The following is a 12,013-nucleotide window of genomic DNA, read 5'->3' as shown; positions in this document are numbered from 1 at the left end:
AGGCTTGCAACACAAGATGAAGGCTATTGCGGGCTTTTTCAAGCCCGCCGCTGATCAGACAAGCCGACCAAGCCTATTTTGAGCTGCTTATTTTAAGCTGGGCGCTGGTTGATCACTTCGTCGATCAGGCCATATTCCTTCGCAGCTTCTGCACTCATGAAGTTGTCGCGATTGGTGTCGCGCTCGATTTCTTCCAGAGTACGCCCGCTGTGCTTGGCCATCAGCGTGTTCAGACGCTCGCGAATGAAGAGGATTTCCTTGGCGTGGATTTCGATGTCCGACGCCTGGCCCTGGAAACCGCCCAGTGGCTGGTGAATCATCACGCGCGAGTTCGGCAGGCAGAAACGCTTGCCCGGGGCACCTGCGGTCAGCAGGAACGCACCCATGCTGCAGGCCTGGCCGATGCAGGTGGTCGACACGTTCGGCTTGATGAACTGCATGGTGTCGTAGATCGACATGCCCGCTGTCACCGAACCGCCCGGTGAGTTGATGTAGAGATGGATGTCCTTGTCCGGGTTTTCCGCTTCAAGGAACAGCAGTTGCGCGCAGATCAGGTTGGCCATGTAGTCCTCTACCGGACCAACCAGAAAGATCACTCGCTCCTTGAGCAGGCGCGAATAGATGTCATAGGCGCGTTCGCCACGAGCAGATTGCTCGACAACCATCGGGACCAGGCCGCCGGCGGCCTGGATATCAGAGTTCTGCTGAATATAAGAATTACGGAACATGCTCTGCAGTCGCTCCCAAATAGTTATGTCTTGAATACGCATAAGCCAGCTCGAGAGCTGGCTTATGGTGTGTACTTCTTAGCGCTAAATCAATCAGTCGGCTGCTGGAGCTTCTACCGGCTTGACTGCTTCTTCGTAAGAGACCGCTTTATCGGTCACACTAGCTTTCTGCAGAACAGTATCCACAACTTGTTCTTCCAGCACAACCGAACGCACTTCGTTCAGTTGCTGCTCGTTCTTGTAGTACCACGACACAACCTGCTCAGGCTCCTGGTAAGCGGAAGCCATTTCCTGAATCATTTCGCGAACGCGAGCTTCGTCAGGCTTCAGATCGAACTGCTTGACCACCTCAGCAACGATCAGACCCAGCACGACGCGGCGCTTGGCTTGCTCTTCGAACAGCTCGGCCGGCAGTTGGTCAGGCTTGATGTTACCGCCGAACTGCTGAACAGCCTGCACGCGCAGACGGTCAACTTCGTTGGACAGCAGAGCCTTAGGCACTTCGATCGGGTTGGTGGCCAGCAGACCGTCCATTACCTGATTCTTGACCTTGGATTTGATCGCCTGACGCAGTTCACGCTCCATGTTCTTGCGAACTTCGGTGCGGAAACCGTCGATGCCGCTTTCCTTGATGCCGAATTGAGCGAAGAACTCTTCGTTCAGCTCAGGCAGCTTAGGCTCGGAAACAGTGTTGACAGTCACGGTGAACTCGGCGGTTTTGCCAGCCAGGTCCAGGTTCTGATAGTCCTCTGGGAAGGTCAGGTTCAGAACGCGCTCTTCGCCAGCCTTAGCGCCAACCAGGCCTTCTTCGAAGCCCGGGATCATGCGGCCGGAACCCAGCACCAGCTGAGTGCCCTTGGCGGAACCACCAGCGAATACTTCGCCGTCAACCTTGCCAACGAAATCGATGTTCAGTTGGTCTTCGTTCTGGGCAGCGCGATCGGCCACTTCAAAACGAGTGTTCTGCTTGCGCAGGATGTCGAGCATTTTGTCCAGGTCAGCGTCAGCCACGTCAGCGCTCAGGCGCTCAACAGTGATGCCTTCGAAACCGGCAACGGTGAACTCAGGGAACACTTCGAATACAGCAACGTATTCCAGGTCTTTACCAGCTTCGAGCGATTTAGGCTCGATCGATGGCGAACCAGCAGGGTTCAGCTTCTGCTCAACCACAGCTTCGTAGAAGGAGGACTGGATCACGTCGCCTACAGCTTCCTGACGAGCATCAGCACCGAAACGGCGCTTGATTTCGCTCATTGGCACTTTGCCTGGACGGAAGCCAGCAATCTTGGCCTTTTGGGCAGTCTGTTGCAGACGCTTGTTGACCTGAGTCTCGATGCGCTCAGCCGGCACGGTGACGCTCATGCGGCGCTCGAGAGCAGTAGTATTTTCAACAGAAACTTGCATGGATATTCCTCGTTGCACAGACGTTAGCCGGCCGTTTCCGACCCCAGAATCAAGGGCATGCATTCTAGTGGGTCAAACTCAAGAAGTCACCCTACTGAAAACGGGTAAAAAAACAGCAGGCAATTTATAGGGATCGATGCACGGATGCAGCGCGTCCCACAGGCGAATACAACCAATCACGCCAGGGCTCTGCGCCAACCGCTTCTATATATAGAAGAGGCTGCCAATCAGTCCCTGACGGCCGAACCTGCAAGCAAGTCCGGCGAGCAGCACAGCATCATCGAGCAACATAAATACGACGAAGCGCCCTGCCCCTGCACCCCGAAACCGGCAATCGCCGCCTTTCAGAAGCGCTAAAACAAAAAAGGCGCCAGACTGTTAAATCTGGCGCCTTTCGAAATATGGGGTGGACGATGGGGATCGAACCCACGACAACGGGAGTCACAATCCCGTGCTCTACCAACTGAGCTACGCCCACCATATTGCGTAACAAAAAAGCCAAACAACTTCTTTGTTGAAACCTCACCAGCCCGAAGACATGAATGAAGCTTTAATTGGTGCGGATGAAGAGACTCGAACTCTTACGCCTCGCGGCGCTGGAACCTAAATCCAGTGTGTCTACCAATTCCACCACATCCGCGGATGAAGCTTTTAAAGCAAAGGCGCCAGACTGTTACATCTGGCGCCTTTCGAAATATGGGGTGGACGATGGGGATCGAACCCACGACAACGGGAGTCACAATCCCGTGCTCTACCAACTGAGCTACGCCCACCATATCGCGCTACTTGTGCCAATGCTGCCTAATGGCGCACCCGGCAGGACTCGAACCTGCGACCATCCGCTTAGAAGGCGGATGCTCTATCCAGCTGAGCTACGGGCGCCTTATTAATCTGTACTCTTAAAGGACTACAAACTAAGTGCTTTCCAGTGTTGCAGAACCTTGATTCCGCTTCACCTTCTTAACCAGTGCTAGGCTGTGCCCGACAAGTGCGACGAATAGTATAGAGCGCTCCGAAGGTCGTCAAATCCTTTTTGAAAAAAATTCATTTAATTAAAGGGGTTAGAGGAATTTGCTGACCAAGCGCCTTTGCCCCCACCGCTCGACATGCGAGAATGCGTTCTCATTTTTTCCCCTCTCGATGGTTAATCACGCGCAATGACTGCACAACTAATCGACGGCAAATCGATCGCCGCCAGCCTGCGCCAGCAGATCGCCCAACGAGTTGCCGAGCGTCGCCAGCAAGGCCTGCGCACTCCCGGCCTCGCGGTGATCCTGGTCGGCAGCGATCCTGCCTCTCAGGTTTATGTCTCGCACAAGCGTAAAGACTGTGAAGAGGTTGGCTTCCTCTCTCAAGCCTACGACCTGCCCTCCGACACCACGCAAGACGCGTTGACCGATCTGATCGATCGCCTCAACGACGACCCTGCAATCGACGGCATCCTGCTGCAGTTGCCGCTGCCCGAGCACCTGGACGCCTCCAGACTGTTGGAGCGTATCCGCCCGGACAAAGACGTCGACGGTTTCCACCCTTATAACGTCGGCCGTCTGGCCCAGCGCATTCCGCTGCTGCGTCCATGCACGCCTAAAGGCATCATGACCTTGCTGGAAAGCACTGGCGCTGATCTTTATGGCATGGACGCAGTGGTTGTCGGCGCGTCCAACATCGTCGGTCGTCCGATGGCGATGGAGCTGCTGCTGGCCGGTTGCACCGTGACCGTGACCCACCGCTTCACCAAGGATCTGGCCGGCCACGTGGGTCGTGCCGATCTGGTAGTGGTAGCCGCCGGCAAGCCGGGTCTGGTCAAAGGCGAGTGGATCAAGGAAGGCGCGATCGTGATAGACGTCGGTATCAACCGCCAGGACGACGGCAAACTGGTCGGCGACGTTGTCTACGAAACCGCCCTGCCCCGCGCTGGCTGGATCACCCCGGTACCGGGCGGCGTAGGCCCGATGACCCGCGCCTGCCTGCTGGAAAACACCCTCTATGCGGCAGAAACCCTGCACGCTTGATCGGTACTTTCAGCAATAAGAAAAACCCGCCTTGTGCGGGTTTTTTCATGCCTGAGAAAAAACTGTAACCGTTCGCCGGAAACCCCTCTTTTTACAGGTCTTTTCACGAGATTTTCAGGCCGCTCAAACAACCATCGACAGATCTTCAGCCATACTCCTAGAATGCGACGCTTTGAAGAAATAACCCGTTACAAACTAACGGAATATCCAACCTTTATGAGTTCGCCCGCGTGAAAATTCGTCTTTCGATTCTGAGCCTGTTTTTTGCTTTTACAGGCACATTCATCACGCCAACGATCAACGCTGCGGAAACCACCGCTGCCCCACGTGATGCTTCGACCCTGAAGATCGCTTCCGGCAGCGCCCTGCTCATGGATATGCAGACCAACAAAGTCATTTACTCCAGCAACCCTGACGTGATCGTACCGATCGCCTCTGTCAGCAAGTTGATGACCGGTTTGGTTGTGGTTGAAGCCCGGCAAAACATGGACGAATGGATCAATGTCGATATCAGCAACACGCCGGAAATGAAGGGCGTGTTCTCCCGAGTCAAACTCAAGAGTGAACTGCCGCGCCGCGAGATGCTGCTGATTGCTCTGATGTCCTCGGAAAACCGTGCGGCCGCCAGTCTTGCGCACCACTATCCGGGGGGCTACGCAGCTTTTATCGCAGCGATGAACGCCAAGGCCAAGGCACTGGGGATGACCAGCACACACTTCGTCGAGCCGACAGGTCTGTCGGAGCGCAACGTATCCACTGCCCGCGACCTGAGCAAGCTGCTGGTGGCCGCGCACAAATACCCGATCCTCAGCGAACTCACCACCACCAAGGAAAAGACCGTGTCGTTCCGCAAACCCAACTACACCTTGGGTTTCCGCAATACCGATCACCTGGTCAATAAAGCCGACTGGGACATCAAGATCACCAAAACCGGTTTCACCAATCCTGCCGGTCATTGCCTGGTTCTGGTGACAAGAATGGGCAACCGCCCGGTCGCTTTGGTGATTCTCGACGCGTTCGGCAAATACACCCACTTTGCCGACGCCAGCCGCATTCGCAGCTGGGTCGAAACCGGCAGGAGCGCCAGCGTTCCTGCGGTGGCTCAGCAATACAAGGCCGAGAAAAACCTCAAATCGCGCCAGAGCGGCGTGGTTGAAGCGTCCAAGTAACTTCGCACAAGAAAAAGCCCCGAATCCTCGGGGCTTTTTTTCATCTGTGAATCAGTCATTGGGCAGCGGCATCTTGTCATCATCAGGGATGCCATCGCCCGCGCTTGGATCCCGCGCAGGCTCAGGCGTGAGCACATTGGGCCGGGCCATCGGGTCGCGCAACGGGCTGTCCGGGTCCAGCACCGGATCAATCTCAGGTTCTGGCGTCGTCGGAACACTGTCCGGTTTTTTTTGGTCATCGAAGCTCGAATCGGTACTCATACGCACCTCACTTCAAGGTTTCAGATTGGCTAACGGGTCATAAGGCTTGGCCGGCTTCTTGGCGTCCTCGCCGGGCTCGACGTCGAGGGGCGCCTTGGCGGGGCCGACAGGATCGACTTGTGGATCATCGAGGTCGGGCGAGTCCGGATCAAATCCCAGATCATCTCCCGAAGCATGCTCGGACGAGTGCGGGCCTTTGGGTGCTTGGGAATTTGTCATGTCGCCTCCTGATTCACCCGCGGAACACGGGTTCTATTATTAGGAGGCTTGCCGGGCGCAGTCGTGCCCGGCAAATGACGAACGGAGACTCAATGGGCGGCCAGCGCCTTGCGCGCCTGCGCCGCTTCGTTTTCCTGACCGGCCTGGGCCAGTTCATCCGCCGCTTTGAGCCAGCGCTGACGGTCGACGGCCGCCGGGATCTGCGACGGCTTCTGAATCAACACGGCCCAGCCACCGGACTTTTCCAGTGCCGACTCAAAGGCGCTGAAACTCATCAGTTCGCGACGGTTCATGCCGGCGCGCAGCAAGACCTTCTGTTTGTTGCGATCGTAACCGGACAGGATCGCGTATCGCGGCTCGGCCCAGAAGGCCGAACCCTCACTGAAACGCACCATCACCGGATACCCCGCTGCCACCTGGGTCAATAGCGCGGGCAGGTTGCTGTCCAGCGGATAAACCACCATGCCGTATTCGCGGGCAAGGTTTTGCAGGTTCTGCTGCAACTTGTCTTCGGCACCCGGCAAGTGCAGAGGTTTCTCGAGCAGCCCCGGGGTGATCACGATGCCCTGCTGCGACAACAGACTGGCCAGCACTTGCGGGCCGCTCTGATTGGCTTCGCCGCGATAGAACGTGCCGCTGAGTTCGACCCGCTCCGGCAGACGCTTGACCTCGGGCGCTACAGTACCTGCACATCCGGCCAACACGGCCGCACAACCCGCCACCAGCAGCGCCGCACGAATTCGGGAAAATACCTGCACCATCATCACTCTCTGTTCAGACGCCGGTCATCGTGTTCCGGCAACGCCTGCGATCATAGGGCCACGCCAGGCTGCGGTATAGCCTTAAGCCGCAGACATACCGATTGCATAGAGCAAACTGATTGGTCGTCACCGACCTTTGGTCAATAGTCTGAAACACCCTATTGTCTAGACTGTCACTGAAACAGAGCGAATTGAAAGTAGGCGCCCGATGCAGGGCAAAGAGGAGGCACTGATGAGCCTGACCATGACCATTGTGATGTTGATTGCCGGCTGGCTGGCCGTGGCCACTGCCATGTTGTGGGGCGTGCTGCGGATTTCGCGGCGCCATCATCACCATCCGGTTCAATCTGCTGCGGTTGAAAAAAACGAGAAGCACCGGGTACGCCACGCCGCCGCGCATTGAGGATTACGTCAAAAGCGAGAAGCCCCTCCCCCTAGCCCTCTCCCAGAGGGAGAGGGGACTGACCGAGTGACAAGCTCGAATTACGTCGACCTGAAATACCGAGCTGAACTCAAGTTTGAAAACCACACAGATCGGCTCCCTCTCCCTCGGGAGAGGGCTGGGGTGAGGGGCTTGCCTTACAGAACATAGAAAACCCGAAATAAAAAAAGGCCGCCTGAACTCAGTTCAAGCGGCCTTTTTGGCTTACTGGCGGTTACGCGTGCTCAGCCAGCTTCTTCTGCTTCGCACGACGCGACATCATGTTCAGCACCTCGATACCGGCCGAGAACGCCATGGCCGCATACACATAACCTTTCGGTACATGGGCGCCGAAGCCTTCAGCGATCAAGGTCATACCGATCATGATCAGGAAGCCCAGGGCCAGCATCACCACCGTCGGGTTGTCGTTGATGAACTTGGCCAGCGGCTCAGCAGCAAACAGCATCACCAGTACCGACACCACCACCGCGATGATCATGATCGGCAAGTGTTCGGTCATGCCGACCGCAGTAATAATGCTGTCGATCGAGAACACCATGTCGAGCATCAGGATCTGGCCGATAGCTGCGGCAAAACCCAAGGTGACCGTCGAGGTCGCCGACTTCGGATCTTCCGGCGCCGGGTCCATGCTGTGATGGATCTCGGTCGTGGCTTTCCAGACCAGGAACAGGCCACCGGCAATCAGGATCATGTCCTTCCAGGAGAAGGCATGGCCAAGGATCTCGATCACAGGCTCGGTCAACTGCACGATGAAGGCGATGGTGCTCAACAGCGCCAGACGCAGGATCAACGCCATGCCGATACCGATGCGGCGGGCTTTCTGCCGATGCTGCTCGGGCAGCTTGTTGGTCAGGATCGAAATAAAGATCAGGTTATCGATGCCGAGCACGATTTCCATCACCACCAGTGTGGCCAAAGCAACCCAGGCGGTGGGGCTGGCGGCGAGTTCTAACAGATATTCCATGGGTCAGTCCTGACTCTGTGTAAGACGGTTTAGATGGTCTTGGAGGAAGATTCGGATTGTTCCGCATCTTTTTCCGGTGTTTCTTTCTTCTCGATCAACCCGCCGGTGGCATCGCTGAGCGCCTGCTCGGCGGCTTTATGGGTGTCGTCGATCGCTTGCTTGGCGCTTTCAGCCGCTTTGCCCATCAGTTGCTGGGCACTTTTCTCGGCTTGATCGCAACCAGCCAGAAGCAGTAAAGACGTAAACATCAATGCGGGGATGGTGTATTTCATGAGGCTTCCTTCGAATGAACAGACAGGGCCATAGACCACCCGTCGATGGCTGGGCATTCTAGGGAGACAAACACTTCAGTAAAATTCGTATTTTTAGCGGCTATACTTCGGTTTTCACGAACTGTAGAACACCATGCTCAATTACCGACAACTGCATTACTTCTGGGTCGTAGCCAAGACCGGCAGCATTGTGCGCGCCTGCGAGCAACTGAACCTGACTCCACAAACCATCAGCGGGCAGATTTCCTTGCTCGAACAGACTTACGGCATCGAATTATTCAGACGGGTCGGCCGACAACTCGAATTGACCGAAGCCGGGCGACAAGCCCTGCCCTACGCCGAGCAAATGTTTCAACTGGGCGGTGAACTGGAACTGATGCTGCGCGCACAGCCCAACGAACAGCAAATTCTGTTCCGCGTCGGCGTGGCTGACGTGGTGCCGAAATCCATCGTCTATCGCCTGATCGCGCCAACCATGGAGCTGAACGAGCCACTGCGCATCACCTGCCGCGAAGACAAACTCGAACGTTTGCTCGCCGATCTGGCGATTCAGCGCCTGGATCTGGTGATCTCCGACAGTCCGATGCCCTCACACCTGGACATCAAGGGCTACAGCCAGAAGCTCGGTGAGTGCGGGATAAGTTTCTTTGCCACCCCGGAACTGGCAGCAAAATACGGTCAGGACTTCCCACGCAACCTGCACGGTGCACCACTGTTGATTCCCGGGCCGGAAACCGTGGTGCGCAGCCGCTTGCAGCGCTGGTTTGCCGAGCAGCAGATCCAGCCGCAAATCGTCGGCGAGTTCGATGACAGTGCGTTGATGCAGGCCTTCGGCCAATCCGGCAGCGGGATTTTTATCGGCCCGAGCGTGATTGCCGATGAAGTGAAGCGCCAGTACGGCGTCGAACTGATTGGCCAGACCGACGCGGTGACCGAGTCGTTCTATGCCATTTCGGTGGAGCGCAAGGTCAAGCACCCCGGCATCGTTGCGATTACCGAAGGTGCCCGACGCGAGCTGTTTACCGCGTTATGAGGCCTCGGCGCACATTTCGCGCGGCTTGAGCGTCATCAGCACCATGGCGAGGAACACTGACAGCAAAATGAACCCGGCGGCGGCAAAGCCGAGGAAGCCCAGACCCGCACTGTCGATGACCCGGCCACCGACGATGGCGCCCAGGCCGATCCCCAGATTGGCCCCGGCGATGTTCAACGAGGCGGCAAAGGCCGGCGCTTCCGGCGCGGCTTTCATCAGGCGCACATGGCTGACCAGGAACAACGCGGCCTGGGTCACGCCCCAGATCCCCATCGCCACCGCCAAGCCCAGCGGCGAATGAATGTTCGGCACCAGCGAGACCATGCCGGCAATCATGAACGCGCAGAACAACACCGACGCCCCCAGCGGATGCCGGTCCACCGCACGACCGCCCAGGGAGTTGCCGATCAGCCCGACTGCACCGAACGCCATCAGGCACCAACCGACCACGGTGCCGTTGAACCCGGCGAGGCGCTCAAGAATGTCGGCCAGATACGTGTAAGCGGTAAACATGCCGCTGAACACCAGGATTGACAGCAGGATATGGCCGATCATCAGCGGACTGCGCAGGATCTTGAATTGCGAGCGGAAGCTGACCTGATGTTGATGCAGGCTGGTTTTCGGCAGATAAACAAACAGCAACAATGCCTTGGCAAACGCGATCACCGCCAGAATGCCAAAGGCACTGCGCCAGCCGAACGCATCGGAAATCAGCGTGCCGACCGGGATGCCGAATACCGTGGCGCAGACAATGCCGAAGCCGATCTTGGCGATCGCACGACCGGCGAAGTCCGGGCCGACGATGTCCACGGCGGTCTCACTGGCCAGGGCCCAGAACACCGGCAGACCGAGCGCCGGGATCAACCGGGCAATCGCCATCACCCAGATATTTGGCGCCAGCGCCGCCACGGTATTGGCCAGGCCAAACATGATCAGGATGCTGATAAACAGTTTGCGCCGCTCGAAGCGGGCGAAATACGCGGTCAAGAAAGGCCCGAACATCGCCACGGTAAAAGCGAATAGAGTCACCAGCAACCCGGCCTGCGGGATGGTGACTTCGAGGTCTCGGGCGATCGCCGGCAACAGGCCGACGATGACGAATTCCGTGGTCAGCACCGTGAAGCCGGCAGCGGACAACAGAAGAATGGGCAACAGCATGCGCAACTCCAGCAAAACGACGACACCAGCGTTGACCCGGAGGCCCGCTGGCGGAATTTGAAAATAAGGATGCGCAATCTTAACAGAGTGTGTCCGGGCTGACTTGCACAAACCTGCCGACTTTGTTGCCTGATCCGGTGGCAGATCGTCACAGGCCTGAAGGATAAGGCCTACGCTGTGATAAAGTCCGCGCCCTGAAAAACGTACAGCCTGTTCAACGACCGGTTTATTGGCGTTGATGTCGCGACAACACTTTCGGTTCGTGGCGGTGGCCTGCCCCTGTTTTGCCATCGCGTTACGCAACCTTGCACCCTATAAAAAATCAGAGATGCCGCTATGACCGCTTCATCCCCTTCTCTACTGCAACGCCTGAAAAACCTCAGCCTGGTCACGCAGATCGTCATCGGCCTGATCGCCGGTATCGCCCTGGCGATGTTCGCCCCGGAAGCGGCGAAAGGCACGGCGTTCATCGGCAAAGTGTTTGTATCTGCATTGAAAGCCGTCGCACCGATTCTGGTGTTCGTGCTGGTGATGGCCTCGATTGCCAACCACAAGCACGGTCAGGAAACCCATATCCGCCCGATCCTGTTCCTCTATCTGCTGGGCACCTTCGCGGCAGCAGTCGTGGCGGTGGTCGCGAGCATGGCGTTCCCGTCGCACCTGGTGTTGTCGACCGACAACGTCTCGGTGACGGCGCCGGGCGGTATCGGCGAAGTGCTGCAGAGCCTGCTGTTGAGCGTGGTCGACAACCCGGTCAGCGCGCTGATGAACGCCAACTTCATCGGCATTCTGGCGTGGGCGATCGGCATGGGCATCGCGATTCGTCATGCCGGCGACACCACCCGCGAAGTGCTGGGTGATCTGTCCAATGGCGTGACGGTAATCGTGCGTGTGGTGATTCGCTTCGCGCCGCTGGGCATTTTCGGTCTGGTGGCTTCGACGCTGGCCACCTCCGGTTTCGGCGCACTGATCGGTTACGCGCACCTGCTGGCCGTGCTGCTCGGCTGCATGCTGTTCGTGGCGCTGGTGATGAACCCGTTGATCGTGTTCTGGAAACTGCGTCGCAACCCGTACCCGCTGACACTCAAGTGCCTGCGTGAAAGCGGGATCACCGCGTTCTTCACCCGCAGCTCGGCGGCGAACATTCCGGTCAATCTGGAATTGAGCAAGCGTCTGGGCCTGCATGAAGACACCTATTCGGTGTCGATCCCGCTGGGCGCGACCATCAACATGGCTGGCGCGGCGATCACCATCACCGTGTTGACCCTGGCAGCCGTGCACACACTGGGCATCGCCGTGGACATCCCGACCGCCATCCTGCTCAGCGTTGTTGCGGCGATTTGTGCCTGTGGCGCTTCGGGTGTGGCTGGCGGTTCGCTGCTGCTGATTCCGCTGGCGTGCAGCCTGTTTGGCATTCCGAGCGAAATCGCCATGCAGGTGGTAGCAGTCGGTTTCATCATCGGTGTGCTGCAGGATTCGGCGGAGACCGCGCTGAACTCGTCGACAGACGTGCTGTTCACCGCTGCGGCCTGCCTGGGTGAGGAAGCGAAAGCCCAACGTACTGCGTAACCGTCTTACCCTGTGGGAGCG

General features: G+C 57.6%; 13 protein-coding genes and 4 tRNA genes. 5 read left to right on the top strand and 12 right to left on the bottom strand.

What is annotated here, in order from left to right:
* Positions 1–92: 92 nt before the first annotated feature.
* The 6 genes from clpP to M9827_RS18950 form a co-directional block, all read right to left on the bottom strand.
* A complete protein-coding gene (gene clpP, locus M9827_RS18975; RefSeq protein ID WP_007951559.1) occupies positions 93–728 on the bottom strand; it encodes an ATP-dependent Clp endopeptidase proteolytic subunit ClpP in 636 nt (211 codons plus the stop codon).
* 93 nt (positions 729–821) lie between these two features.
* The gene (tig, locus tag M9827_RS18970) at positions 822–2,132 is read right to left on the bottom strand and encodes a trigger factor (protein WP_242207556.1); all 1,311 of its coding nucleotides are present in this window, start codon (positions 2,130–2,132) and stop codon (positions 822–824) included.
* Between the two features lie 402 nt (positions 2,133–2,534).
* Positions 2,535–2,610: transfer RNA gene (locus M9827_RS18965), tRNA-His, on the bottom strand.
* A 77-nt stretch (positions 2,611–2,687) separates the two neighbouring features.
* A tRNA-Leu gene (locus M9827_RS18960) sits at positions 2,688–2,772 on the bottom strand.
* A gap of 57 nt (positions 2,773–2,829) precedes the next feature.
* Positions 2,830–2,905 (bottom strand) — tRNA-His (locus M9827_RS18955).
* 32 nt (positions 2,906–2,937) lie between these two features.
* Positions 2,938–3,014: transfer RNA gene (locus M9827_RS18950), tRNA-Arg, on the bottom strand.
* A gap of 275 nt (positions 3,015–3,289) precedes the next feature.
* On the opposite strand from M9827_RS18950, the gene folD reads away from it, so the two are divergent.
* On the top strand, positions 3,290–4,144 hold the full coding sequence (folD, locus tag M9827_RS18945) for a bifunctional methylenetetrahydrofolate dehydrogenase/methenyltetrahydrofolate cyclohydrolase FolD (RefSeq protein ID WP_007917331.1): 855 nt from the start codon (positions 3,290–3,292) through the stop codon (positions 4,142–4,144).
* Positions 4,145–4,374: 230 nt separating this feature from the next.
* Positions 4,375–5,313 (top strand): D-alanyl-D-alanine endopeptidase, encoded by a 939-nt coding sequence (pbpG, locus tag M9827_RS18940; RefSeq protein WP_250606598.1) that lies wholly within the window; start codon positions 4,375–4,377, stop codon positions 5,311–5,313.
* Positions 5,314–5,364: 51 nt separating this feature from the next.
* Here the strand turns inward: pbpG and M9827_RS18935 are convergent, their stop codons facing one another.
* The 3 genes from M9827_RS18935 to M9827_RS18925 all read right to left on the bottom strand — a co-directional run bounded on the left by M9827_RS18935 (position 5,365) and on the right by M9827_RS18925 (position 6,554).
* Complete coding sequence (locus M9827_RS18935; protein ID WP_250606597.1) at positions 5,365–5,574, bottom strand: hypothetical protein; 210 nt, start codon at positions 5,572–5,574, stop codon at positions 5,365–5,367.
* 12 nt (positions 5,575–5,586) lie between these two features.
* Positions 5,587–5,793: a DUF6021 family protein gene (locus M9827_RS18930; RefSeq protein WP_250606596.1), complete on the bottom strand. Its 207-nt coding sequence runs from the start codon at positions 5,791–5,793 to the stop codon at positions 5,587–5,589.
* Between the two features lie 89 nt (positions 5,794–5,882).
* Positions 5,883–6,554, bottom strand: coding sequence for a peptidase C39 family protein (locus M9827_RS18925; protein WP_250606595.1), 672 nt, complete (start codon positions 6,552–6,554; stop codon positions 5,883–5,885).
* 232 nt (positions 6,555–6,786) lie between these two features.
* On the opposite strand from M9827_RS18925, the gene M9827_RS18920 reads away from it, so the two are divergent.
* Complete coding sequence (locus M9827_RS18920; protein WP_250606594.1) at positions 6,787–6,957, top strand: hypothetical protein; 171 nt, start codon at positions 6,787–6,789, stop codon at positions 6,955–6,957.
* Positions 6,958–7,210: 253 nt separating this feature from the next.
* Here the strand turns inward: M9827_RS18920 and M9827_RS18915 are convergent, their stop codons facing one another.
* On the bottom strand, positions 7,211–7,960 hold the full coding sequence (locus tag M9827_RS18915) for a TerC family protein (RefSeq protein WP_250606593.1): 750 nt from the start codon (positions 7,958–7,960) through the stop codon (positions 7,211–7,213).
* A gap of 29 nt (positions 7,961–7,989) precedes the next feature.
* Positions 7,990–8,232 carry a hypothetical protein gene (locus M9827_RS18910; RefSeq protein ID WP_122597351.1) on the bottom strand — a complete coding sequence of 81 codons (243 nt, stop codon included), beginning with the start codon at positions 8,230–8,232 and terminating at the stop codon, positions 7,990–7,992.
* Between the two features lie 133 nt (positions 8,233–8,365).
* On the opposite strand from M9827_RS18910, the gene nhaR reads away from it, so the two are divergent.
* On the top strand, positions 8,366–9,265 hold the full coding sequence (nhaR, locus tag M9827_RS18905) for a transcriptional activator NhaR (RefSeq protein ID WP_250606592.1): 900 nt from the start codon (positions 8,366–8,368) through the stop codon (positions 9,263–9,265).
* Here nhaR and M9827_RS18900 read toward each other — a convergent pair.
* The gene (locus M9827_RS18900; RefSeq protein ID WP_250606591.1) at positions 9,260–10,423 is read right to left on the bottom strand and encodes an MFS transporter; all 1,164 of its coding nucleotides are present in this window, start codon (positions 10,421–10,423) and stop codon (positions 9,260–9,262) included. The two genes, nhaR and M9827_RS18900, sit on opposite strands and share 6 nt — an antisense overlap.
* A gap of 336 nt (positions 10,424–10,759) precedes the next feature.
* Here M9827_RS18900 and sstT point away from each other — a divergent pair, with 336 nt between their 5' ends.
* The gene (gene sstT, locus M9827_RS18895; protein ID WP_250606590.1) at positions 10,760–11,992 is read left to right on the top strand and encodes a serine/threonine transporter SstT; all 1,233 of its coding nucleotides are present in this window, start codon (positions 10,760–10,762) and stop codon (positions 11,990–11,992) included.
* Positions 11,993–12,013: the final 21 nt, after the last annotated feature.

The sequence above is a fragment of the Pseudomonas sp. AKS31 genome, from assembly GCF_023634765.1.
GTDB lineage: Bacteria > Pseudomonadota > Gammaproteobacteria > Pseudomonadales > Pseudomonadaceae > Aquipseudomonas.
This window is presented reverse-complemented; position numbering and strand designations above follow the sequence as displayed.

Bases quoted from the DNA above. Each gene is read 5' to 3' on its own strand.
- M9827_RS18935 (WP_250606597.1), bottom strand. From the start codon at position 5,574: ATGAGTACCGATTCGAGCTTCGATGACCAAAAAAAACCGGACAGTGTT.
- clpP (WP_007951559.1), bottom strand. From the start codon at position 728: ATGTTCCGTAATTCTTATATTCAGCAGAACTCTGATATCCAGGCCGCC.
- tig (WP_242207556.1), bottom strand. From the start codon at position 2,132: ATGCAAGTTTCTGTTGAAAATACTACTGCTCTCGAGCGCCGCATGAGC.
- M9827_RS18920 (WP_250606594.1), top strand. From the start codon at position 6,787: ATGAGCCTGACCATGACCATTGTGATGTTGATTGCCGGCTGGCTGGCC.
- M9827_RS18915 (WP_250606593.1), bottom strand. From the start codon at position 7,960: ATGGAATATCTGTTAGAACTCGCCGCCAGCCCCACCGCCTGGGTTGCT.
- folD (WP_007917331.1), top strand. From the start codon at position 3,290: ATGACTGCACAACTAATCGACGGCAAATCGATCGCCGCCAGCCTGCGC.
- M9827_RS18930 (WP_250606596.1), bottom strand. From the start codon at position 5,793: ATGACAAATTCCCAAGCACCCAAAGGCCCGCACTCGTCCGAGCATGCT.
- M9827_RS18900 (WP_250606591.1), bottom strand. From the start codon at position 10,423: ATGCTGTTGCCCATTCTTCTGTTGTCCGCTGCCGGCTTCACGGTGCTG.
- M9827_RS18925 (WP_250606595.1), bottom strand. From the start codon at position 6,554: ATGGTGCAGGTATTTTCCCGAATTCGTGCGGCGCTGCTGGTGGCGGGT.
- M9827_RS18910 (WP_122597351.1), bottom strand. From the start codon at position 8,232: ATGAAATACACCATCCCCGCATTGATGTTTACGTCTTTACTGCTTCTG.
- nhaR (WP_250606592.1), top strand. From the start codon at position 8,366: ATGCTCAATTACCGACAACTGCATTACTTCTGGGTCGTAGCCAAGACC.
- sstT (WP_250606590.1), top strand. From the start codon at position 10,760: ATGACCGCTTCATCCCCTTCTCTACTGCAACGCCTGAAAAACCTCAGC.